This is a genomic window from Colwellia meonggei (genome assembly GCF_057537295.1).
This window is the reverse complement of sequence record NZ_BAAJLZ010000003.1, coordinates 353,302-377,392: the sequence shown is the minus strand read 5'-3', so window position 1 is coordinate 377,392 and position 24,091 is coordinate 353,302. Positions and strand designations below refer to the sequence as shown.

Annotated in this window: 22 protein-coding genes and 1 pseudogene; 13 read left to right on the top strand and 10 right to left on the bottom strand. The window is 38.0% G+C overall.

What is annotated here, in order from left to right; translation table 11 throughout:
* Window positions 1-47: 47 nt before the first annotated feature.
* The 7 genes from rsxA (at window position 48) to nth (ending at window position 6,705) form a co-directional block, all read left to right on the top strand.
* Complete coding sequence (gene rsxA / locus AC27E9_RS10160; protein ID WP_487129773.1) at window positions 48-629, top strand: electron transport complex subunit RsxA; 582 nt, start codon at window positions 48-50, stop codon at window positions 627-629.
* Entirely contained in the window at window positions 629-1,183 is a 555-nt protein-coding gene (rsxB, locus tag AC27E9_RS10155; RefSeq protein ID WP_487129771.1) for an electron transport complex subunit RsxB, read from the top strand. The genes rsxA and rsxB overlap by 1 nt, the downstream gene beginning before the upstream one ends.
* Before the next feature lie 10 nt (window positions 1,184-1,193).
* Window positions 1,194-3,584, top strand: coding sequence for an electron transport complex subunit RsxC (rsxC, locus tag AC27E9_RS10150; protein WP_487129769.1), 2,391 nt, complete (start codon window positions 1,194-1,196; stop codon window positions 3,582-3,584).
* 9 nt (window positions 3,585-3,593) lie between these two features.
* Window positions 3,594-4,658 (top strand): electron transport complex subunit RsxD, encoded by a 1,065-nt coding sequence (gene rsxD / locus AC27E9_RS10145; protein WP_487129767.1) that lies wholly within the window; start codon window positions 3,594-3,596, stop codon window positions 4,656-4,658.
* On the top strand, window positions 4,658-5,296 hold the full coding sequence (gene rsxG, locus AC27E9_RS10140; RefSeq protein ID WP_487129766.1) for an electron transport complex subunit RsxG: 639 nt from the start codon (window positions 4,658-4,660) through the stop codon (window positions 5,294-5,296). Before rsxD ends, rsxG begins: the two co-directional genes overlap by 1 nt.
* Window positions 5,297-5,301: 5 nt before the next feature.
* Window positions 5,302-6,000, top strand: coding sequence for an electron transport complex subunit E (locus tag AC27E9_RS10135; protein ID WP_487130064.1), 699 nt, complete (start codon window positions 5,302-5,304; stop codon window positions 5,998-6,000).
* 72 nt (window positions 6,001-6,072) lie between these two features.
* Window positions 6,073-6,705, top strand: a complete 633-nt coding sequence (nth, locus tag AC27E9_RS10130; protein WP_487129764.1) for an endonuclease III — start codon at window positions 6,073-6,075, stop codon at window positions 6,703-6,705.
* 65 nt (window positions 6,706-6,770) lie between these two features.
* Here the strand turns inward: nth and AC27E9_RS10125 are convergent, their stop codons facing one another.
* The 3 genes from AC27E9_RS10125 to AC27E9_RS10115 form a co-directional block, all read right to left on the bottom strand.
* Window positions 6,771-7,211 (bottom strand): hypothetical protein, encoded by a 441-nt coding sequence (locus AC27E9_RS10125; protein WP_487129762.1) that lies wholly within the window; start codon window positions 7,209-7,211, stop codon window positions 6,771-6,773.
* A gap of 44 nt (window positions 7,212-7,255) precedes the next feature.
* Window positions 7,256-7,984, bottom strand: coding sequence for a methyltransferase family protein (locus AC27E9_RS10120; RefSeq protein ID WP_487129760.1), 729 nt, complete (start codon window positions 7,982-7,984; stop codon window positions 7,256-7,258).
* Window positions 7,985-8,212: 228 nt separating this feature from the next.
* Window positions 8,213-9,073: a LysR family transcriptional regulator gene (locus tag AC27E9_RS10115; protein ID WP_487129758.1), complete on the bottom strand. Its 861-nt coding sequence runs from the start codon at window positions 9,071-9,073 to the stop codon at window positions 8,213-8,215.
* 153 nt (window positions 9,074-9,226) lie between these two features.
* Between AC27E9_RS10115 and AC27E9_RS10110 the strand changes: the two are divergent.
* Window positions 9,227-9,459 (top strand): annotated as a pseudogene (locus AC27E9_RS10110) (hypothetical protein); the annotation flags it as partial.
* 132 nt (window positions 9,460-9,591) lie between these two features.
* Window positions 9,592-10,512 (top strand): alpha/beta fold hydrolase, encoded by a 921-nt coding sequence (locus AC27E9_RS10105; RefSeq protein WP_487129756.1) that lies wholly within the window; start codon window positions 9,592-9,594, stop codon window positions 10,510-10,512.
* A gap of 238 nt (window positions 10,513-10,750) precedes the next feature.
* Here the strand turns inward: AC27E9_RS10105 and AC27E9_RS10100 are convergent, their stop codons facing one another.
* From AC27E9_RS10100 to AC27E9_RS10085, 4 genes are all read right to left on the bottom strand, one after another.
* Entirely contained in the window at window positions 10,751-11,953 is a 1,203-nt protein-coding gene (locus AC27E9_RS10100; RefSeq protein ID WP_487129754.1) for an alpha/beta hydrolase, read from the bottom strand.
* Between the two features lie 285 nt (window positions 11,954-12,238).
* Entirely contained in the window at window positions 12,239-13,600 is a 1,362-nt protein-coding gene (locus tag AC27E9_RS10095; protein ID WP_487130062.1) for a M20/M25/M40 family metallo-hydrolase, read from the bottom strand.
* 169 nt (window positions 13,601-13,769) lie between these two features.
* The gene (locus AC27E9_RS10090; RefSeq protein ID WP_487129753.1) at window positions 13,770-14,765 is read right to left on the bottom strand and encodes a YncE family protein; all 996 of its coding nucleotides are present in this window, start codon (window positions 14,763-14,765) and stop codon (window positions 13,770-13,772) included.
* A 128-nt stretch (window positions 14,766-14,893) separates the two neighbouring features.
* Window positions 14,894-15,727: a DUF2306 domain-containing protein gene (locus AC27E9_RS10085; RefSeq protein WP_487129752.1), complete on the bottom strand. Its 834-nt coding sequence runs from the start codon at window positions 15,725-15,727 to the stop codon at window positions 14,894-14,896.
* A gap of 197 nt (window positions 15,728-15,924) precedes the next feature.
* On the opposite strand from AC27E9_RS10085, the gene AC27E9_RS10080 reads away from it, so the two are divergent.
* Window positions 15,925-16,992 (top strand): helix-turn-helix domain-containing protein, encoded by a 1,068-nt coding sequence (locus AC27E9_RS10080; RefSeq protein ID WP_487129750.1) that lies wholly within the window; start codon window positions 15,925-15,927, stop codon window positions 16,990-16,992.
* A gap of 93 nt (window positions 16,993-17,085) precedes the next feature.
* The gene (locus tag AC27E9_RS10075; RefSeq protein ID WP_487129748.1) at window positions 17,086-17,505 is read left to right on the top strand and encodes a lactoylglutathione lyase; all 420 of its coding nucleotides are present in this window, start codon (window positions 17,086-17,088) and stop codon (window positions 17,503-17,505) included.
* 129 nt (window positions 17,506-17,634) lie between these two features.
* Here the strand turns inward: AC27E9_RS10075 and AC27E9_RS10070 are convergent, their stop codons facing one another.
* The 3 genes from AC27E9_RS10070 to AC27E9_RS10060 form a co-directional block, all read right to left on the bottom strand.
* On the bottom strand, window positions 17,635-19,674 hold the full coding sequence (locus tag AC27E9_RS10070) for a fused MFS/spermidine synthase (RefSeq protein WP_487129746.1): 2,040 nt from the start codon (window positions 19,672-19,674) through the stop codon (window positions 17,635-17,637).
* A 94-nt stretch (window positions 19,675-19,768) separates the two neighbouring features.
* A complete protein-coding gene (locus AC27E9_RS10065; RefSeq protein WP_487129744.1) occupies window positions 19,769-20,449 on the bottom strand; it encodes a hypothetical protein in 681 nt (226 codons plus the stop codon).
* Between the two features lie 331 nt (window positions 20,450-20,780).
* A complete protein-coding gene (locus AC27E9_RS10060; RefSeq protein ID WP_487129742.1) occupies window positions 20,781-21,908 on the bottom strand; it encodes a pyridoxal-phosphate-dependent aminotransferase family protein in 1,128 nt (375 codons plus the stop codon).
* Between the two features lie 180 nt (window positions 21,909-22,088).
* On the opposite strand from AC27E9_RS10060, the gene AC27E9_RS10055 reads away from it, so the two are divergent.
* Together AC27E9_RS10055 and AC27E9_RS10050 are read left to right on the top strand one after the other, a co-directional pair.
* Window positions 22,089-22,622, top strand: coding sequence for a YaeQ family protein (locus AC27E9_RS10055; protein ID WP_487130060.1), 534 nt, complete (start codon window positions 22,089-22,091; stop codon window positions 22,620-22,622).
* A 99-nt stretch (window positions 22,623-22,721) separates the two neighbouring features.
* Entirely contained in the window at window positions 22,722-24,080 is a 1,359-nt protein-coding gene (locus AC27E9_RS10050; protein ID WP_487129740.1) for a M28 family metallopeptidase, read from the top strand.
* The last annotated feature ends 11 nt before the right edge of the window (window positions 24,081-24,091 follow it).

Genomic DNA, 24,091 nt, shown 5'->3' with positions numbered 1-24,091 from the left:
ATAAACACGGATAATAGCCTGAATTTTTACTGTAAAATATATTTATAATGACTGATTACCTACTGCTGTTAGTTGGCACAGTATTAGTAAATAACTTTGTTCTGGTTAAGTTTCTCGGCTTATGCCCATTTATGGGCGTGTCGTCAAAGACTGAAACTGCCATTGGCATGTCGTTCGCCACTACCTTTGTGATGACTATCGCGTCGTTATTAAGTTATATCGTTAATACCTATATTCTTGCGCCGCTAGGTTTAGAATACCTAACCACGATAACCTTTATCTTAGTTATTGCCGTTGTAGTGCAGTTTACGGAAATGGTGGTACACAAAACTAGCGCTAATCTTTATCGCCTGTTAGGTATCTTTTTACCCTTAATAACCACCAACTGTGCCGTTTTAGGTGTTGCTCTGTTAAACGTTAATGAACAGCATAACTTCTTTGAATCTATCATTTATGGTTTTGGCGCTGCGGTTGGTTTCTCATTAGTACTTATTATGTTCTCTGCTATGCGTGAAAAATTGGCCAATGCCGATATTCCATCGCCGTTCAAAGGTTCAGCAATAGCCATGATTACCGCAGGTTTAATGTCATTAGCTTTCATGGGCTTTACAGGTTTGGTGAAATTTTAATGGAAACAATTATTGCTATTTTAGTCGTTGGCGTAATTGCAGCATTATTTGGTGCCCTGCTTGGCTTTGCTTCGGTCCGATTTAAAGTTGAAGGTGACCCACTTGCCGAGCAACTCGACGCTTTATTACCGCAAACTCAATGTGGCCAATGCGGTTACCCTGGATGTAAACCATACGCAGATGCGGTCGCTAACGGTGAAGCCATTAATAAATGTGCTCCTGGTGGTGAAGATACCATCAAGAAAATAGCCGACTTAATGGGGGTTGAAGTACAGCCGCTTGATGAAAACCACGAAACTGATACTACGCCAAAAGTTGCGTTTATCATCGAAGAAGATTGTATTGGTTGTACTAAGTGTATTCAAGCCTGCCCTGTTGATGCCATTATCGGTACCACTAAGCAAATGCACACCATTATTGCCGACGAATGTACAGGCTGTGACTTATGTGTTGCTCCTTGCCCCGTTGATTGTATAGAAATGATCCCCGTCGCGACAACCACACAAAATTGGCAGTGGGATTTAACATCGATTCCTGTCGTACAAATAGATTAATGAGGTTCGGGTGGAATCACTAATAGAGCGTATTAAAAAAGGTCACTTTTCTCAATTTCATGGCGGAATTCATCCACCTGAGCAAAAGTTTCTTACTTCTACTAAACCAATCGCAAGCGCGCGTATTCCAACGCAGCTAACTATTCCTGTACGCCAGCATATCGGCCAGCCCGGTAACATTGTGGTTACTGTTGGCGATAAGGTCCTGAAAGGTCAAGCGTTAAGCACTAGCGATAGCCCGATGCAATTGCCCGTTCACGCACCAACAAGTGGTACCATAATCGCTATCAAACCATCAGTCATTCCGCACCCTTCAGGTTTAAGTGAAACCTGTATTATGCTTAAGCCTGACGGTGACGATACTTGGTGCGAGCGCACTATTTGTCCTGACTATCAATTACTAAGCAAAGAGCAAATTTTAGAAAAAATAGCCAATGCAGGTATTGCCGGTATGGGTGGTGCTGGTTTTCCGACGCAAGTTAAGGTTGGCACCTTAGCTAAAATCAATTATTTAATTATAAATGCGGCTGAATGTGAGCCTTATATCACCGCCGACGATCTTTTAATTCAAGAACACAGTCCAACGGTAATCGATGGCATTAAAATACTTGATCATTTACTGGCACCAAAAAACATTTTAATTGGTATTGAAGACAACAAACCTAAAGCCATCGCAACATTACAAAAAGCCACTGCTGATATTGACCATATTCACGTCTGTGTCATTCCAACTAAGTACCCAAGTGGCGGTGAAAAACAACTGATTAAAATATTAACCGACCAAGAAGTACCAAGCGGTGTGCTACCAAGCACACTGGGCATTGTTATGCAAAATATCGCCACTTGCTTTGCAATTGCTGATGCTGTGATAAACGATACGCCGTTGATAAAGCGTGTTGTGACAATAAGTGGTCAAGCATTAGAAAAGCCGCAAAACACTTGGGCGTTAATAGGTACGCCAGTAGGTTTTCTCACGGATAATTGCGGCTACGATAATCAACAGCATAAACACCTTATTATGGGTGGCCCTATGATGGGCTTTAGCCTTTCCAATGATCAAATACCCGTTATTAAATCAACGAATTGTATTTTAGCGCCTAGTGAGGCTGAGATAGCTTCTCCATATTCTACCGGCAGCAAAGAAGTTGAATGTATTCGCTGTGGACAATGTGCCGATGTTTGCCCTGCACAGTTACTACCACAAGAGTTACAATGGAGTGCAAAAGCAAAAGATCAGCAACAACTGACTAAACTAAATCTATTTGATTGTATTGAATGCGGCGCGTGTGCTTATGTTTGTCCAAGTCAAATTCCTTTAGTACATTATTATCGTGTTGCAAAAGCGGAAATACGCCAGCAAAAATTACTTGATATCAAAGCTGAAAAAGCAAAGGTTCGATTTGAAGCGCGTAAAGAACGTCTTGAACGGGAAAAAATTGCCCGTGCAGAAAAGCACAAAAAAGCTGCTGAGGCACGAAAGGCCAGAATGAATTCTGGTACTACAGAAGCGAAAACAGAAAAATCGGCGGTTGCTGCTGCACTTGCGCGTGTTAAAGCGAAAAAAGCACAAGTTAATAAGCAAGATGATGCTCCATCGCAAAGTGTTACCAATAGCGAGCAAGTTAGTGACCAAAAAAGTCAGGTTGCTAATGCGATTGCGCGTGCTAAGGCGAAAAAGCTCGCTAAACAAGCTAAAGAAGCCTCGACAGATACTACAAAACCAGTGCAAGCCGACGACACTGTTAGTCAAGAACCAACACCAACGGTGAACGATAAAAAAGCAAAAGTTGCAGCAGCGATTGCAAAAGCTAAAGCCAAGAAAAAACAAAAAGAAGGTGCTGCTCAGAATATAACTGAAGAAATAAGTGTTACTGAAAAAACGAGTACTACTGAAGTTGAAAAGTCTGACAGCAATAGTAACAGTAAAGACTTAGGCCATTCTACGCCATCATCAGAAAAAAGCAGCGATGATGCAATCGACAAAAAAGCTAAGGTTGCCAGCGCAGTTGCAAAGGCTAAAGCCAAGGCAAAAGCAAAGCGTGATGCAAAAAGCACATCAGATACTACAGCAGAAAAAAATGATGATGTAACGGTTGACTCGGATATAGAGGCTACAACTGACAATAGTCATGCAGTAAAAGTCGAAATAGAAAAACCAGCGCTAGTAGAAAAAGAAGCAGAAAAGCCAAATGCTGAAAGTAGCAAAAAAGCTAAAATAGCGGCGGCAGTAGCAAAGGCAAAAGCGAAAAAGCTTGCTGCATCATCAAGCGAGCAAACAGCAGAACCGACAACAACAGCAACAGCTAACGATGACAAAAAAGCTCGTATAGCAGCAGCAGTTGCGAAGGCAAAAGCGAAAAAGCTTGCTGCCCAAACAAATAAATCACAAACTTCAGAGTAATTGATAACCATGGCATTTTGGATAGCAAGTTCACCACATAACCATCAACAAAGTGAAACATCGAGCCTGATGCGACTGGTTATTTACGCAACAATTCCAGGTATATTTGCTCAGTGGTATTTTTTCGGCTGGGGAAATTTAATTCATATTTCTATGGCCGTTGTTACGGCTTTAGTGGCTGAATTTGCCATTTTGTCAATTAGAGAGAAAAAAATACGTCCACAATTATTTGATGGTAGTGCCATATTAACTGCAGTATTACTTGGTATCAGTTTACCAGCCCTCGCCCCATGGTGGATCACCATTATTGGCAGCTTATTTGCGATTATCGTAGTTAAACAGTTATATGGCGGGCTAGGTCATAACCCATTTAACCCGGCAATGGCCGCCTATGTGATGCTACTTATTTCTTTTCCAGTACAAATGACACAATGGCAACCACCATTACCATTATTAGCGATTGATTTACAATTTAGCGACACCTTACAATTAATTTTCTCAGGGTTTACCACCGAAGGGTATTCTGTGGAACAAGTACGTAGTCAAGTTGATGGTGTTACCATGGCAACACCGCTTGATACCGTAAAAACGAATATCACTTTAGGACTAACTGTAGTTGAAAGTATGCAATCACCGGTTATAGGTGAGCACTTTGGTATTGGTTGGGAGTGGATGAATGCAGGCTTCTTATTAGGCGGTTTGTTTTTATTAGCGAAAAAAGCCATTCATTGGACAACACCATTGAGTTTCTTATCAAGCTTATTTATTTGTAGTTTTATCGCCTTTATTATTAGCCCAGATAGCAGCGCATCAACCATGTTTCATTGGTTTACTGGCGCAACCATGCTTGGGGCATTTTTTATCTTAACCGACCCAGTATCTGGAGCTACAAGTGTTAAAGGACGCCTTATTTTTGGTGCTCTTGCTGGTTTACTTGTATATGTGATCAGAAAGTTTGGTGGTTATCCCGATGCTGTCGCTTTTGCAGTATTACTATGTAATATGGCGGCACCGTTAATAGATCAGTATACCCGCCCTCGCACCTATGGCCACAACGTTGGAGTAAAGAAATAATGTCAGCATTAGCTCCTGCCATTAGTAAAAACGCGAAAGTACTAACACTTTTCGCTATTGCCTGTACGGCAAGTGTTGGCTTAGTACACTTATTAACGAAAGACAGAATTGAGCTACAAGCACAGCAGCAACTTATTAGACAGTTAAATGAAACCATTGACGAAAACAATCATGATAACGAAATGTTTCGCGATTGCATTATTGCACCTGCCGATCCTCGTAGCGATCTCACCGTTGATGTTATATACCGCGCAAGAATGAATAATGCGCCAATTGCCGCAGCAATAAAAACCGTAGCTCCTGATGGTTATAACGGGAATATTGAACTACTTATTGCCATTAATAATGACGGCAGTGTTAGCGGCGTCCGTACTTTATCACACAAAGAAACTCCAGGCTTAGGTGATAAAATTGAATTGAAAAAAAGTGACTGGATCACTAAGTTTTCTGGTAAAAAAGTGCTGGAAGAAAATGATAGCCGTTGGGGTGTCGTTAAAGACGGTGGCATGTTTGATCAATTTACCGGCGCAACTATTACACCACGTGCAGTCGTGAGAACAGTGAAGAAAACGCTAGATTACTTTTCTAATAATAAAGAAGTAATATTTACCACAGCAAGTAACTGTGAGACTAAATAATGAAAATGAATGCTGAATACAAAGAACTTGCTAGGCAAGGCTTATGGAAAAATAACCCTGGTCTTGTACAATTGCTTGGCCTTTGCCCGCTACTCGCCGTAACTTCAACAGTTGTTAACGCATTAGGTTTAGGTATTGCCACCTTATTCGTATTAATTTGTTCTAACGCGACAGTTTCTGCTATTCGCCAATGGGTGCCAAAAGAAATTCGTATCCCTATTTTTGTTTTGATCATCGCCGCCTTTGTTACTTGTGTGCAGCTTCTAATGAACGCATATACTTACGATTTATATCAGTCGTTAGGTATTTTCTTGCCCTTGATTGTAACGAACTGTGCCATTATTGGGCGCGCAGAAGCTTATGCTTCTAAAAACCCAGTCAAACAAGCTAGTTTTGACGGTCTAATGATGGGGCTTGGCTTCTTAGCAGTGTTGGTGGTGCTAGGTGGTATAAGAGAAATTCTTGGCCAAGGTACTTTATTTGATGGCGCTAATTTACTATTAGGTGCTTGGGCAACTGACTTAAAATTGGAAGTGTATCAACTCGATAGCCAATTTTTGTTGGCCATATTACCTCCGGGTGCTTTCATCGCAATGGGCTTTTTAATTGCGGGTAAAAATGCCATTGATAATAAAATAGCACAAGCGAAACCTAAAAAATTAGAACAAGCCATTGAGCGTGTTCGTGTTAACTTTGAAAGTTAACACTATAATATTCAGGCACTCGTATACATTCGGTTTTAATACATAATAATAACCATAAGTCAGTAAAATCAGATGAATAAAGAAAAGAGATTAGAAATATTAACCCGACTTCGGGACAATAATCCTACCCCGACAACAGAGCTGAACTTTTCCAGCCCTTTTGAGTTATTAATAGCGGTTTTATTATCAGCGCAAGCAACAGATGTGGGTGTCAATAAAGCAACTGATAAACTTTATCCTGTTGCTAATACCCCACAAGCCATTTTAGATTTGGGCTTAGACGGTTTAAAGTCTTATATAAAAACCATTGGCTTATTTAACACCAAAGCCGTAAACACTATAAAGACCTGCCAAATGTTGGTTGACTTACATGGCGGTGAAGTCCCTGAAAGTAGAGAAGCATTAGAAGCATTGCCAGGTGTTGGCAGGAAAACGGCCAACGTAGTGCTTAACACTGCATTTGGCTGGCCGACAATAGCTGTGGACACTCACATCGACCGCGTATCAAACCGCACCAAGTTTGCTATGGGTAAAAACGTGGTAGAAGTTGAACAAAAGCTTCTTAAAGTGGTTCCAGCCGAATTTAAAGTGGATGTTCATCACTGGCTGATCCTTCATGGTCGCTATACCTGTGTTGCCCGCAAGCCACGCTGTGGTGCCTGTATTATTGAAGACTTGTGTGAATTTAAGGATAAAACAGAGTAACGTTTTTGTGTCAGATAACCCACTTAAGTACCATACTACTTTTACCATTCGGCTAAAAATATCTTTCAAGCATTGTGATAAGTATTAACTATGACCGAGGACCAAATAAATCCTAGCGCTAATAATAAAAGCAATAACGATGTAAGTTCAGGCATATCTATCTGGTCATCAGGGCGCTGCGCAACACCATAAAAGCTAGCTCCTTCACCACCATCATTAAAATATGCTGTCAATTCACTTAGATTAAAATTAACATTCAATGCTGAAGCAAGCTCACTTCCTCCTGGCATAGCATCAATTAACAAATCGTATGAATCACCAATATCTAGCTTATCGGGCTCAAAATATAAATGCACTCCTGTGGGATCTAAACCGAGCAAATTAATTTCCGGAATAACAGCATTATCGAGCTGAAAAATTAATGCGGCATAGGAATGAGAACTAATCACCATTAAACAACACAAAGTGACCACTCTATACATTGCTTTTAGATTAAGCTTTATCACGCCTATGACTCCATTTATCAACATTTACTGACTAATTAATTATCTTAATGAGTTGGCCAAAACGGGATCACAGCCGGTACTCTTTTCTTATAATCAAGGTAGGTATCACCAAAATGCGAGATAAGCGATTTTTCTTCGAAATACAAGCCAACAACGATATAGAAAGTTAAACCAATCGACAATATGAACTGGGTCATACTCATGTAAGCCGTTGACCAAACGCCCATTAATACACCTGTTTGAATGGGATGCCTAACTATGCTGTATAAAAAACTCTCTTTTAATGTTTTTCCTTCTGCAACATCCGTGGTTAAGCTTTGCTTTAAGCCCATCAGATGAAAATGGTCAATTTCAAAGGTAGCTGCAACCATGGCAAGCCAACCGACAATATGAACAATTTTGAGTAAAATTGTGATAACTACATTGTCTATATTCCAAACTACACCGCCTACTGGTTGCCAATAAAAGCACAAAATGTACATAAAAATGCCTGAGACAAGCACATAAGTACTACGTTCTAATTCTGCGGGAATATACCGAGTTAACTTTTCTTTAAACGAGGCTCTTGCCGCAATACTATGGTGCAAGGCAAATAGCGTTAAAATTAACATATTAATCATAACGGCCTGCGTCGCACTACCCGTTGCAGCGTTAGAGTTAATGTGAATAGGTAGAAAGTTCCAACCTCCCATGAAAAGGATAAAGGCGGTAAGTCCAGATAAACCTATGAGATACGAAAAAATTCCGTAAAGAGAAATAACAAGCTTTTTCATTTTATCGACTCCATTTTTAAAATCATTCAATACACTCGTAATTAACAACACTGGTACTTCACATTTGATTTAATGCATCCATTGTCGAACAGCGTATCGATGAACATATCAGCAGTAAAATTAATAATTTTAATCTGGGTATTAATTAAACTTTAAAGCTATAAAAACAATAAAATAGGAGCTTTCAATTAATATTTTTTGTTGAAAAAATTTTAAACGGAGTAGTTTTTATAAATAGGTCGGAACATTTTTCTTCAAATGTTCAATAATTTGTTTTTGCAAAGTAGAAAGGTATCTATTTTTAACATAACAAAGTACAACTGGGCTTTGGAACTGCTGCTCATGTGGAACCACTTCTAAACAGTCATCTTCTTTTATTATATGCTTGGAAATAATCGCTTCACCAAACCCTAATCTTACTCCGTCCAAAATGCCATAAACATCATCATAAAAGTTACGATCAAATTCAAAATCCGAACGTTCTTGCGCCGAGAAAAAATTAAAAGTTGTCATATCATGCACGTCATGATCCAGAAAACAGGGGGGCGTAACTTGATGCCAAAGTGTTTTATTGCGAATATGTACTAATGTTTCAGCACCAAGAATAATAGATTCAATGAGCGGATCTTCCAACACTTCGTCTGTCACAATAAAATCAACCTCTCCAGACATCAGCAGTGGTAATAATTCTCTCAACTCCTTAGAATAAAACTCAGCTTTTAGTTGGTGCGGTGAATTTATCAGAGGAATAAGCGACGGCATGATCACCGAACGCATCACAGAGCTAAAAGCACCAATACGTACAATGCCATTAGCAATAGCACTGCGGCCTGAAATACTGTTTAAAACATCTTGCTCTCTAGCCTGTTGTTCACTGGCATACTCGAACAGTAGTTTGCCTTGCTCTGTTAAACCAATGCCATCATTACCACGAATCAGAAGTTTACTGCCTACTTCCTGTTCTATTTTAAGCACACGTTGAGATAGCGCAGATTGAGTAATACAGAGCGTATCTGCCGCCTTACAAAAACTTTTATCAAGTGCAACTTGATAAAAAGCATTCAACCTATCGGTATTAAGTTTCATCATTTACTGTCTCACTTGTGTTTCAATTTGGCACCACACTAGACAACGTACGCACCTCTTTATTAAACATAGTTTACTATAATAAAAAAAGGCTTTGATTATATTTAATTAAGTCTGATCAACAGCTAACTTCATTATCGTAGAGCTAGCCCATATAGTGCTGATATCCACATAGACCGCGTATCTAGCCGTACTAAATTAGCTATGGGTAAAAACGTGGTAGAAGTTGAACAAAAACTGTTAACACTGCTCGTATGCCATCCTTGGCCTCCCAGTATAAGTATCTCCCTATACAAAAAGTTGTACCTGCTGAATTTAAAGTTGATGTTCATCACTGGCTTATTCTGCATGGCAGTTATACTTATGTTGCGCGAATAGCAGACACTTAGCTAAACTAATTAGTTTGTCAAGTTAGAGTTAATAAAGAGTTTTTTTATATTCAGTATAGTGAGATGAGTTGCATTTTTAATCCACTCAAATGTACTCTTGAAAAGGAAAGTCACCAATTAGCAGATAAAAAAATGAGAAAACTCGTTGTTGTCACAGTATTAATATCAATGATATTGGTAATTTATGAACAAATATCCAGAGCCTATTATGAGAGCACTATAGTGCCGAGTGGGGAATTAGTTGATGTAGGTGGCTACAATTTGCACTATTTAAAGATGGGTAAAGGTAGTCCAACTGTTATTTTTGAAAGCGGTGTTGACTCAAGGTCTCATGTTCAATGGTCCAATTTACAACAAAAGTTATCACAATTTTCAACTACAATCTCCTATGATAGAGCTGGCTATTTATTTAGTGATTCTTCAAATAAAGAAAAAAATATAGTTAACATTTCAAATGATCTTGAGATCATGTTAGAAAAAATTGATGCTCCTAAGCCTTATATTCTGGTTGGGCACTCAATAGCAGGTGCTACTCTAAGACCGTTCATTGAAAATAATATTGATGATATTAAAGGAGTTGTTTTCCTAGATGCTGCTCATCCAGATTACTTTGTAAAACTTCCATCAGAATTAAGTTTTCTAGCAGAGGAAAGCTCAAACCTACCAGTTAAACTAGCATCAATTTTAGGATTGTCTAGACTAACAAAGGGAAGTGATACACCTGAGTTAGCTCTATATCATCATTCGCTTAATGCTTGGGCTGATGAATATGAACATACTGAAAGTATGTTAAAAGACGCTAAGAACTTTTCAAATTTCAAAGATGTCCACCTATCTATTATTGCAGGAAACCCAGAGTTAATGTGTGAGTTCATAAGTGATAAAGGCACTCTATTTAGAAAATGCGTAACTCATGCTGATTTACTTCAGAACGATTTAACAAAACTTTCTTCAAAGTCTAGCTTAATTAAGGCCGTTAAAAGTCGTCACTACGTGCACTTTGACCAACCCGAGTTAGTAATCAATGAAATAAACCGAATGATTAATTTTTAACTTTTTGGATTAAACTGCACTGTGCTGACGGTAAAACCTTTAGATAAGTTGACGGTCCCTAGATACTTTAGTCAGGAAGTTAATTTATTATTTTTCTACACTAAAATACACGACACTAGACATAAATGAACACTCACTGTTTCTTGTATATAGGATTAATAACTCAAATGCTACTAGTTTGTTAATTCAAAACGTTTACAAATTTCAATCATTAGAGAATTTCCTAACCTAAGTTACATTACTTTTGAATTGTCTTGGTATTTAGTGACCAAGTTAAAGCATTAGGAAAACGTTTTGACCAATCGATCTCACAATGCCTACCTAAATCATCTTTTATCAATTTTACATTATCGACACTTGTTACTTTTTGCAACAACATCTTGTGCAGGTTATTTATAGCGTCATAATTTCCGTATTCCATCCTTCCCATATCTAAATATATTTTAGTCGGTATTTTAGACTTGAATGAAGTTAAAGCACTTTCTATAACACTTTCATTCTCGCTATTTTTTACTCCTAATGATGGAGAAAATGCAGCGACAAACCCGAAAGTATCCGAATGTTCCATTGCAACATAAATTGACATTAGCCCACCTAATGAGCTACCAGAAAAACCCGTAGAAGATGTTCCTACTTTGGTTCTGTAAGTTGTATCTATAAATGGTTTAAGTGTATTTTTTATAAAGGAAACTGTAACCTTTCCTAAGCCTTTTTCTTTTTTTCCATTAGCGCCAATGAAATCCCATGCATTGTATTCGTTCCAACGTTTAAGGCCATTGTCGATACCAACTACAATTATTTCAGGTAATTTTTTAGTTGTAGTTAGCTGTTCTAATATTTCATCAATTTTCCATTCATCGCTATATGCCGTACTCGCATCAAATAAATTTTGACCATCTAACATATAAAGTACAGGATAATTCTTAGTTAGATTATTTTGATAAGACGAAGGTAAATAAACTGAAATGTTTGTTTTTCTATCAAGTAAAGGCATATCAATATCTTGGTGATAGCGGATGTCACCAGAGGCAGTAGAGTTAAGTTTCTTGTGCGTTTCTCCACTTTTCCAGTTGGCTATATGAATATTTAATGGGGCCGTATCTTTCTCGGGATCGTACATGTATGTACATACACTTTTCCCAGCCAGAGTCGCAGGAAGCTGCTCCCAATTCATATTCTTAACAACAGTGAAAAATAATAGTTCGCCTTTAAGCGGCAAATCAGTGACTAGTTTTCCTGATTTAAACTTTAAAAGGGATGTTTGAGGCTCATCAAATGACCAGTTATTAAAGTTTCCCACTATATGGTAAGTATTTAAATTCGTATCTTCATTTAATGGAGGGGTAATCAATACTTTGAGCGATGAAGACCCTGACCGTTGTACTTCTGCATAACACGTATTTATAGAAAATATAAAGCAAAGCACTAATGTTCGTAGCATGATTTATCCAGATTATAAGCTTGAATTACTTATAATCTAACGACAATGAATGTTATTTACTTGGCAAGCTTCGGTGAATACGTATGCAAGGTCTTTGCAGTATATATTTTGCAGATCTATCACTATCAAGTTAAGTTGCGCCCCCTGAAAACTAAAATCAGTTCAATAAAATATTGATATTAATGAACTTACTGTTGTCATTAATGTACTCAAATATATAACTTAAATGATATTAAAAAGGAGGCAAAATAGCCTCCTTTTTAATATTTCAGTATTTGCAACAGTCTAAGGTTTCGCTTTTAAATCCACATTCGAATCAGCAAATAGGAAAATTGTTGCTGCATATGCCGCGACATTTTGTGCTAATTCATCAGGGTTGATCTTATCTAATGTATCGTCTGGTGTGTGATGTAAGTCGAAATAGTCAGTACCTTCTTGATTTAAGCGAATAGTAGGGACTCCTTTATTGGCAATAGGAATAATATCAGGTCCACCGCCTTTAACATCTGAGCCACCACGAACAATGCCTAAAGGAGCGATGATTTTAGCAATTTCATCTACTAACTTTGTCGCTTGTGGGTTAACGTTAGAAGCAAGACGCCAGATATTTCGCGCACCAAAGTCAGACTCTGTAGCAAGCACATGGTTATGAAGGTTTTTTTCGTGCTGCTTAGCATAAGCAAAAGCCCCTAATAGCCCTACTTCCTCAGCACCAAACATAACAACACGAATAGTACGTTTTGGACGTTTAGGTAAGTTAGCAATTAACTTTGCCGCAGCTGTTGTTATCGCAATACCAGCGCCATCATCAACCGCTCCTGTGCCTAAATCCCAACTATCTAAGTGACCACCGATAAGAACAATTTCTTCAGGCTTTTCACTGCCGATGATATCTAGCACAACATTACCGCTAGTAACTTCACCTTTCCAATCAGAGCCTGAATGTAGCGAAATAGATAGAGGCTTTTCCAAATTATGTAAGCGACGTAAGTGGTCAGCATCTGGATTTGAGATAGCAATTACCGGGATATTTGCCCACTTATCGCCGTTTTTACTCATCATGCCGGTGTGTGGGAAACGGTGAGAGTCTGATCCTACAGAACGAATTATTAGTGCACTTGCGCCGCCACGTTCAGCATGTTTCCAGCCAATTCTGCGCTTTTGGTTTGATGGGCCATAACCCGCACCCGTTTGACTTTTAACCATAGGTTCGCCATCAACAAAGGCAACTTTGCCTTTTAGCGTGCCATCTTCAATAGATGTTAGCGCGTGAATATCTCTAAAATAAACAATCGGTGCATTAATTTCTTTTTCGCTTGGCGCGCCACCACCTAGCGCTGAACCATATAATTCTTGATTATAAGGTGACGTTAAAGCGATATGTAAGTGACCTCTATCCCAAAATGGCATAGTAAACTCTTCAATTGTGGCTTTATCAAAGCCTAATTCTTTGCCTAAATTTACCCCCCAGTCACGTGCGCGCTTTTCTGCTTCTGAGCCGCCAAGACGAGGACCAATTTCCGTGGTCAATGATTCTACAATACTGAAACCAAGTTCACTTTTAAGTGCAGTTTCCATTAACTGTTGAGCTGTTTCTTTTTGATGTTTTGTTATTATTGGCTCTTCCGCAACTAACGGCATACTCATTACACACAACAACGCACTGAGCGTCACATTTTTCAATAATTTCATTTTTGCTCCATGATGAAACTTTAATCGATGAGTTACTTTTAAGATAAAGACGAGGAATTCTAAATCTTTCGTGTCGTTTACGCCAACTTTTTAAATAAAGAACATCACAAATTATTCAACAATTTTAAGGTAATACCAATGATGAATAACCTATTCCATCTGGGCCACTTCCTGTAGGCAGCTCAAATAATGTTTCACCTGAGATTATATCAATAACAAAAACCTTATCTTTACCGTAAGCTGACATAAATAAAGTTCGATCATCTGGATGATAAACCACACCTTTAGGCCCTGTTCCTCTATCAAATCTTACTTGATGTAGTTTTTTCTTATTTCTCGCATCAATAATGTCGAGCGTATTACTCTTGTAGTCTGGGATCACAGCGTATTGTTCATCGTTGGTCAGTAATATTCGATATGGAAAACTAAAGCCACTCCATTGCTTAATTACACCATCATTATTTAAATTAAATACAGTGAGCAAACCGTCATCATTGCTCCCCACCCATAACTCTGAGCCAGCTTTATTTACCGTGATCGCCTCGGGTATTTTTGGTGTTGAAATTTTTCGAAGTAAAGTACCCGACTGCACATCTAATTCAGATACCGTATTTGAGCCCATATTAGTGGTATATACTCGTTCGCTAGATTCAGGCAATGCCACCATATGAGAGCCTTTTTGTTTGGTGCCAATTGCCTTATCAATCAGGCCTGAAATGATATCAACGATGACTACACTATCCGATGCTTCAGAAGATACCGCAACTCTTCGCTGATCTTTTAAAAACAATACCCCATGAGGCCTAGGATAATTAGATAAATCAATGGTTTTAATCTTCTTTGCTTGCTGAACGTCAAAAACAGTTAAACTATTACCATCAATATAATCTGTGACTACCGCCAAACGTCCGTCCGCGCTTATCGCTAATTCATGCGGCCCCTTACCCGTTGCAAGCGTGTATTTGATTTTACGGCTCTTAAGGTCAATGAAGTTAACCGTATCAGCTTTTTTGTTTACCACGACTAACGTACCTGACATGCTCTTATCATTTGTTATCGCCGAAGTACTGATAGAACATACTAATAAGAATAAATAAACTAAATAATTACTCATTTTCATTCTGGCTCCTTTTTAAATTAATAGTCTAAATATTCTCTATTAGAAAAACAAAAATAGTATGTAAAAAGTGATCATAACAAGCGGCTAGAAAATATACTGGCCGCCTAGTAATAATTATTCAGTATTACCTATAAAAAGCCTGTAAATGCTTGCTTAATTCTCGGTAGCCACATCATAGTACCTGCAGCAATTACACCTATGGTGGTTATTATCGCTCCCATTGCAGCAAAAGCCGTAGCGACCCATTTAATATTATTGCTTTTATTTCGTTGCGCCCAAAAAATTATTTCAGCAATTGCCATAGGTAGTAAATAACATGCAAAAGACAGCGCTATATCTGCAGGCCCATCAATGCTACTTGTATTACCGTTCGACCCTTGATTAATGACAAACCAACCCATTAAATACAACCTAAATGACCAAACGCCATTAATCAAAATAAAACTATGAATAGCAAAACGTTGATGGATTGCGAATTTCTTTTCAATTGCCGCTTTCCAAGCAAAATAGATGGCGATAGGAATTAAAATGCCATTGAAAGTCACTCCTAAACTACCTAAATCACTAAACCTAAACCCCGCGCCCCAAGTTAAATATAAGCCTGTAAGCGCTCCCGACAAACCTAATACCATAAACACCCTACCGTTATATCGGTGAAATTTAGGATATTTCTTTCGTATTATCGGGAATAGCTGAAATAAGCCGCTCATTGCCATTAAAGCAGCTGGGAGAACATGAGCAAAAAATATAAATACTGCTGTACTATTTTCGGCCTTTGCTGCTTGCCCAGGAGATAGCGAATAGGTTAATTCAGTAGCCCCAAATAACGTTGGAACAGCATAAATACTTAAAATATATGCGGCAAAAAACCACTGTCCGAGCAGTGCAATACTAACCCAAAACTTAACAATATGACTTAACGCCTTCTCTGCTGATACTAGTGGTTGTCCAATTTTATCCATCAAAATCTGCATACTTAACCTTTATATGTTTACTTAGTGATTAAGCTAAATTTTGCATGTGAAAAGAAGGTAAATCGCACCGAATTTAAAATTCGGTATAGGTTTTTTAGAAATATTTACTAATAAATTCTGTGTTGAACAAGAAACACTCGATTGGTAAAATTTTTCCAACTTATTACTTTACTGGTAAATTTATTATGGAACTAACAAATATATACTCGGCTTTGCTTGTTATCAGTTTAGTATTTTTAATTGCTCAGCTTTTAGTGCGTGATAAGCAATTAGCTCACATTATGTTTGCTTTATTTTGTGGCTCTATTGCCTTAATGGCGACAAAAAAAATTTCCGGAGATAGTATTGGGGCCTACCAATACTTAATAGGGATGGGAGCTTGTGCTACTTGCAATGGCTACTGGTTACTTTCGCGTAGCTTGTTTAGAGAAAAAAACGCTATTTCACTGCCCCATATTACTATTGCTATCGCGATAGCGCTGTTAATTATGATAAATCAAGGCTACTTATTTATTAATAACAGTACATTTTTCACCATCGAAAATAGCAGCTTCATTCCATATATCATTAGTGAGTTAACAGTTTTATTATCATCGACTGTAATTATGCTTTCCTTCTGGGAAGGATGCCGTGGTTACAATACCGCTAATAAAAAAGGCAAAGCCCAACGTTTATTATTTTTAACTACTTTTGGCTTTGCGGTCGCATTTAGTAAATTATCGCAAGGGTTGTTTATTGAAAACCCAGCAGCAAAAGAATTAATAACTGCAGTCATTATTTTCTTTGTATTAATAAATACACAAATATTGATGTTTTGGCGCTTTAAAACAACAAAAAGCCAAGCCGAAAGAGTTGCATGCCAACACAGCGAACAAAGTGCTGTTGAATCAACTGAAACATCAGAGTTTGAACAAGTACTCGCAGAAAAAGTAGAAGCGTTATTGCGCAGACAATCTTTATATTTAAAAGCAAACTTAAAAGTAGCGGATATTGCCCGTGAACTTGAAGTGTCAGAATATAAAATTAGTAAAGTGCTAAAAAATAATTTAAACGCTCGTAACTTCAACCATTACGTTAATGAATTACGCATAACACACGCTAAAAGGCTACTTTGTGATCCAGAGAAACAAAAATGGCCGGTACTTGTGGTTGGCTTAGAGAGTGGCTTTGCATCGATAGGACCATTTACCCGCACTTTTAAATTACAAACGGGCTTTACGCCTAACCAGTACCGGCAAAATGAATTAGCCTAGATTTAAGTCATTTACTTATAGCTAGTGGCTTCTCTATAAGCTATGTAACGGTTAAACTTAGATAAATTTAAAAACTATTTGGATCCTGAACAAATGAAATTTTTACACACTATGGTTCGCGTAAAGAACGTAGAACAATCATTAGACTTTTACATAGACAAACTAGGCTTAGTTGAAACACGCCGCGTTGATGTACCAGAAGGGAAATTCACTTTAGTATTTTTAGCAACCGAAGTTGGTGCTGCGGAAATTGAACTAACACATAATTGGGGCTCAGAAGAAGATTACAGCTCAGGACGTAACTTTGGTCATCTAGCTTTTGAAGTTGATAATATTTATCAAACCTGTGAAAAGCTAATGTCTGCTGGGGTTTCTATTAATCGTCCTCCACGTTGTGGTCATATGGCATTTGTTAAATCACCAGACAACGTTTCGATAGAACTATTGCAAAAAGGTAAACGCTTAGCCCCTCAAGAACCTTGGGCAAGCATGGAAAATACCGGTAGTTGGTAATTTGATAAATAAGTAGTCGTTAAACACCAATAATGCCTGCAACGAAAACACAAATACGCTAGTACAAATTTAAGTGTTATTAATTTAATAACACTTAAATTTATTTTTCCCTACTCGAATAACTTCATATTATTTTAGTATTGAGAAAAGATTACTATGATCATCCGTCCAAATAACTTTCTCTTGATATTTAATACTATTTTTAAGCTTGTCTGTGGCATAAAGACTATAGAGGCTATTGCTGAAAGCGATTTCATCATTAGCCAATAGTAGCCACTGAGCATTATTTTGGTGGTTTTGCTTCGCAGCACTAAAGAAATAGCGTGATGATTTGCCTAGCTGCTCAGCACTGTTACTTACCAAACGGGCTAAATCTAAGTGACTATTTGAAACATGTACAGCTAAAATTCCATTAGGCTTTAAGCGCTTAAAGTATAATTCATAGGCCTCAAGCGTTAGTAAATGTTGCGGAACAGCGTCACCAGCAAAGGCATCAATAACTAATAAATCAAATTGTTCGCTACCTTGCACTTGTAGTTGCTCGTTCAGAGTTACTCGCCCATCTCCTTGATAAATGCTTAATTTAGCCTTTGAATTAGTAAGATATGTAAAGTAATTATTTGCTGCATCAATTACGGCAGGGTTAAGTTCATAAAAATGAAAATTATCATTAGTTCTTCCATAAGCTGCAAGTGTGCCTGCGCCTAAGCCAACTACCGCTACATTAATTCCTCTTTTAGCATGTTGTTTTTGTAGTGCTTTAATCGCAATACCAACGCCAGTATCTTTTCGGTAATAACTTAACGGTGTTAAGGACTCGCCAGTTTCCAAGCTTTGCGTTCCATGTGATGTTGTGCCGTCGATAAGTCTACGCTCTACTTTTCCGTCAATCTCAACATCTTTAACACTAATAATGCCGTAAAAATTTCGTTCACTATAAACATTCGTTTTAACAAACGCACTGTTAAGCTGCCAAAAGCCTAGCGATAGCAAAACAGCAATAGCTAAGTTACTCCCCATTAATAACTTACTACGCTTACTCTCAAGATAAACACTTGCGGTCATTAAAATGAAAACAGCGATAATACTTAGCGGATATTCACTAAACTGTTGAAAAGCTTGTTGGGCAACAAAAATTACAAATGCACTACCAACAAAACCACCCAGTGCGACCATTAAATAATAAAAGGTCAGTTTTTCAACATTTGGCTGCTGCTTTGCAAGTTCACCATGACAAATCATACAACCACTAAACATAATTGCGCTATAGATAAAAATTTGCGACACAATACTAAATTGTGAACCGATAAAGTACATCAACAAGCCAACCATCGCGGCAATGGCAAAAATTAAAAAGCAATACCAGCGCACATACCAATGCGGACTATGAAAGCAAATAATAAAGCTGAGCAAATAAAGGCACAGCGGCATAATCCATAAAAATGGAACTGGTGGCAGATTTTGGGTCATGGCATTCGTGGTAGCCACTAACAACACAACACCAACTGCTGCTAATAGCAGCCAAAGTATAGGCGGCATAATGCGGCCCTTAGCACTATCATGGCGTTCAATATTTTCATTGGACATAGTTATTTTTTGCTTCGCCACGTTAATACATAGTAGCAATAGCAAAATGCTTAAAAGTCCAAATAATATTGACCAATAATTTGCCTGCTGTTTTACCGTTAATAAAGGTTCAAATAAAAATGGAAAGCTAAGTAACGCTAACAAAGAGCCGGTATTTGACAGAGAGTAGAGTTTATAAGGTAGTTTTTTCAGCTCAATAACACTCAGCCAGCGCTGCATTAAAGGACCCGTTGTTGCTAGTAAAAAATAGGGTAATCCAACAGACGAGACTAGCAGCAGCATAATACCAAATAACGGTGAATATGACTCAATTTCAGTCACACTTTTCATGGTTATCGGAAGGAATAAAGCGCACAGAAGAACTACGGCTAAATGCGTATAAGCTTGAGCTTTTAGTGACTGTATTTTAGTGAGCAGGTGTGCATATAAATATCCTAAAAATAGCAAGCCTTGGAAAAATAACATGCATGTTGTCCAAACTGCTGCGCCACCACCAAATTGTGGCAATATTTGTTTAGCGATTAAAGGTTGAACTTGAAAGAGCAGGAACGCGCTTAAAAAGGTAATAATTAAAAAATTCATAAATGGAAATACAAAGCTAGTCACATTGCCTAATAATAATTAATAGGCAATGTTAACTAAAATCATGAAATTTTTATAGAAAAACTATTGCAATTTACTTCATGGATAAGTCAGGTCGGTATCGATAAATGGTGTAATCAGTTGACTTAAAATTTCCACTCCACTGTTTAAAAATCTCTTTAGCCTTATCTTCGCTTTTTAAATGTTTAACAATCGCTTGATAAAAGCTTTCTTCCGGTGGTGCCATATCAGCGTAGTTATTATATGGAATGACTAAACTTAAATTCTCTTTACCACCGATTTGATCGCTCCACGACCAGTAATAAGGCCATTTCATTGCTTTGGCATAATCACTTAAGATTTTCTTACCTTCTGCAATGCTGCCCCGTTTGCCCATTTTTACCCGATACTGGGTAACAGCAAAATACTTCATGCCGTCATTTGACTCAGGCCAATGGCTATTGGCAAAATCAAGTTCGTTAAAGTAATGCTCGTAACTGCTTACCAATGGCGCAACATTTTTATTCCAATGCTCAAGTACTTTAGCTTTATCAGACCATTGTTGATAGCTGTCTAAATCTCCCCAACTTAAGCAACAACTGCGTACAACGTAAAAACTGATATCGCGACCAACAACGGGTATATAAGTATTCCAAACACGTGGATCTTGCTGTTTTTGCCGATACTTTAAATGTGATTTAAATGCTGTTTCAAATTTCGCTGACTGACCATCTTTTGGCACCATGATCCAAACATCAGCTAGGTTTAATTTCATTTCAGCGCTTAAAGAAAAATTACTGAAAACCAACAAAAAAGAAATGAATATACTATTGAATATTTTACTAAAATTAATTTTGTACATTATGACTCCTCATCGTGAATATTATGCCGAGCAAATTCACCTGAAAAACTCATAAACTACAACACCAGATTTTTATTCTGGTCAATTATTGACTGCTATTTTCTAATACTGGTTAACAACATAACTCGCATAAGAACGGCTAAAGCCTAGCAAAAATTTGTTCATTTGCAAGCTAGCCGCCCTATCCACTGCGGTTTAAATAAGCAAGTTATTCAATTTAAAAATATGGGTTAAACAAAAGGCTTTATCTAAAACGAGTTAATGCATCAGCAAGTGCACTAAGACACAGTGCTACATTTTCGCTTTTCGCAGCATAGCCCATTAAGCCAATTCGCCATGCCTTACCAGCAAATTGCCCAAGGCCAGCACCAATTTCAAGGTTATATTCGCTAAGTAAATATTGGCGTACCTTAACATCGTCAATACCTTGTGGAATATAAACGGAGTTTAACTGCGGTAATCGTTCATCAGCCGGTACGATGAAGTCTAATCCTAAATCAGTCAGCCCGCTTGCAAGCTTGCTATGTTGCAATTTATGGCGAGCCCAAGAGTTTTCAATGCCCTCTTGCTGCAACATCAATAAAGATTCATGCAAAGCATAAAGCGAATTTACCGGCGCCGTATGATGGTATGCACGCTTACCAGCCCCTGACCAATATCCCATCACCAAAGATTGATCTAAAAACCAGCTTGGCACTGGCGTTGTTCTATTGGCAATAACCTCACTCGCTTGTTCGCTAAAGCTAACAGGCGAAATACCTGGCACACAAGATAAACACTTTTGACTGCCAGAATAAATAGCATCAATGCCCCATTCATCAACGTTAAGTTCAATACCGCCTAGCGAGGTTACCGCATCAACTATCGTTAAACACTGATAGCGTTTAGCAATTTCACATAGTGTTTTTGCATCAGAACAAGCACCAGTTGATGTTTCCGCATGAACAAAAGCGACAAAGTTTGCTTGTGGATGGCTTTTTAAAGCATCTTCCAATTGCTGTGGTTCAACCGCTCTACCCCAAGGTGAATCAACGACCACAACATTAGCACCAATGCGGGTAACATTTTCAATCATTCTTGCACCAAACACGCCATTGCGACAAACAACAACAGTATCATCAGGGGTTACTAAATTAACAAAACAAGCTTCCATACCAGCAGAACCAGGAGCAGAAATAGCCATGGTATTGCTGTTATTAGTTTTAAATGCATATTGCAATAACTGCTTTAGTTCATCCATCATGTTAATAAACGTCGGATCTAAATGACCAACCGTTGGCCGAGCTAATGCAGACAAAACACGTTGACTAACATCAGACGGACCAGGTCCCATTAATGTACGCTGAGGAGGGATAAACGATTGAATAGCCATAATTGCAGTTCCATATGAAGAGTGAAGCGCTAGTTTAACACCTAAGCTTACCGCACTTAAATCAATACAGATTATGCTAGGTATTCATTTTAAATATAAACAAATTTAACAACTTGCTATCACACACTGTTAATAAACGTTACTATGCCCACAATTATTTACCCTATTTCATTAAATTTTATGGCTCTTAAATCAACAATTAATAAAGCAACTATCCACTTGTCAGACATGGATAGAAATTATTATGACACATTGCAATTAACCGTGGCTCAACACCCTTCTGAAACGAATCGTCGTATGATGATTCGCCTGATTGCTTTTGTGCTTAATGCCAATGAAAACCTGCAATTTGGCAAAGGGGTAAGTGACGAAGACGAAGCTGCTATTTGGCAAATTAATTACAGCGAAGAAATAGAACTTTGGATAGAGCTTGGGCAATTAGATGAAAAACGCCTTAAAAAAGCCTGTAACCGCGCACAACAAGTGAAACTATATTGCTACGGCAGCAGCGTAAATACTTGGTGGCAGCAGGCACAAAGTAAACTTAATCAATTTGATAAATTATCTATTGAAAGTTTCAGCGAAGATACCGCAGAAGCTTTAGCAGAACTTGCTGAGCGTTCCATGGAATTTCAAATAAGCATTCAAGATGGGCAATTATGGCTCAGCAGCGGCGAACAAACGCTTTTAGTCGAATTAACTAGACTGAAATGATCAGAGTTAATAGCTCTTATATTAATTTTATTGATTAATCATTCAAAATTTTCAATAGTAGATACAAATAATAAAACTACATAATAAATATTAGGCCTCATGAAAAATACTAAAAATAACAGAAAGCCTGCAAAGGTTAGTTTTCAGCTTAAATCATTGGTTGCCGCATTAGCTGTTACTTGTGCATTTTCCAGTTTCGCGGAAATTATTCCTAAACAACAAGTAATTAAAGATATTACCTATTTAGCCAGCGATATGCTTAATGGTCGCGCAAGCTTTAGCCCGGAAATTGATCAAGCTGCCAATTATATTGCCAAACGGTTTGCTGAAATTGGCTTAGTCCCCTTAAATAGCAATAAAAAGCAAAGTAACAACAGCTTTTTACAGAGTTTCTCCGTTAGCCAAATTCAGCCACAATCACTAACCGTATCATTAAATGGTCATAATATTTCCAGTGATAACCTAGCCATGGCAACCACTATGGAAAGTTTTAAATGGCAGCCTAATAGTGCAAAAACTCACGTTATTGGCAAAGATGACGACATGAGAAAAGTGTTGAGCAAGTTAAATCAAGTTGGTGGTCAACACCTTGTCATTATCAATACAAGTCACGCCAAGTTATTTAAAGGTTATCAAGGCTACTTTAGTCGAGGCTTAACCAAACTTTCGCTTGAACATCGTGGCGCAATTGTCATGGTTTTGAGCGACGAAACAAGCATAGAACAGTATCAGGTAGATGCGACAGCAAAAATTAGCCAACAAACATTAACCAATGTAGTTGGTGTTTTACCCGGCGTAAAAAATGCTGATGAAATAGTGCTTTATTCTGCGCATTATGATCATTTAGGAACCACTCCTGACGGCAAGAAAATATACAATGGTGCTGACGACGACGCCTCTGGTACCACAGCAGTCATTAACTTGGCGCAATATTATGCACAAAAAGGTAATAACAAGCGCACCTTAATGTTTAGCGCGTTCACAGCAGAAGAAATTGGAGGTTTTGGCTCTAAATATTTTTCACAACAACTTAACCCTGATGATGTAGTTGCCATGATTAATATTGAAATGATCGGTAAGCCCTCAAAGTTTGGTGCTGGTACGGTGTGGATGACAGGTATGGAACGATCTAACCTTGGCGCATTACTTAATGAAAAGTTAAAAGTATTAAATACTGAAATTTATCAAGATCCTTACCCAGAACAAGGGCTATTTTACCGTTCAGATAACGCGACATTGGCACGTTTAGGGGTTCCTGCTCACAGTTTTAGTAGCACACAACTTGATAAAGACCAGCATTATCATCAAACATCCGATGACATTAGCAGTCTCGATCTAAACTCAATGCACAAAGTAATCGAATCATTAGCAACCTCAACTCAATCATTAGTCGATGGCGAAGTGACACCAACCCGTGTTGATAAAGCGGCCGTTAGAGCATCAGGTAAAATTTATTAATAAGTGCCTTC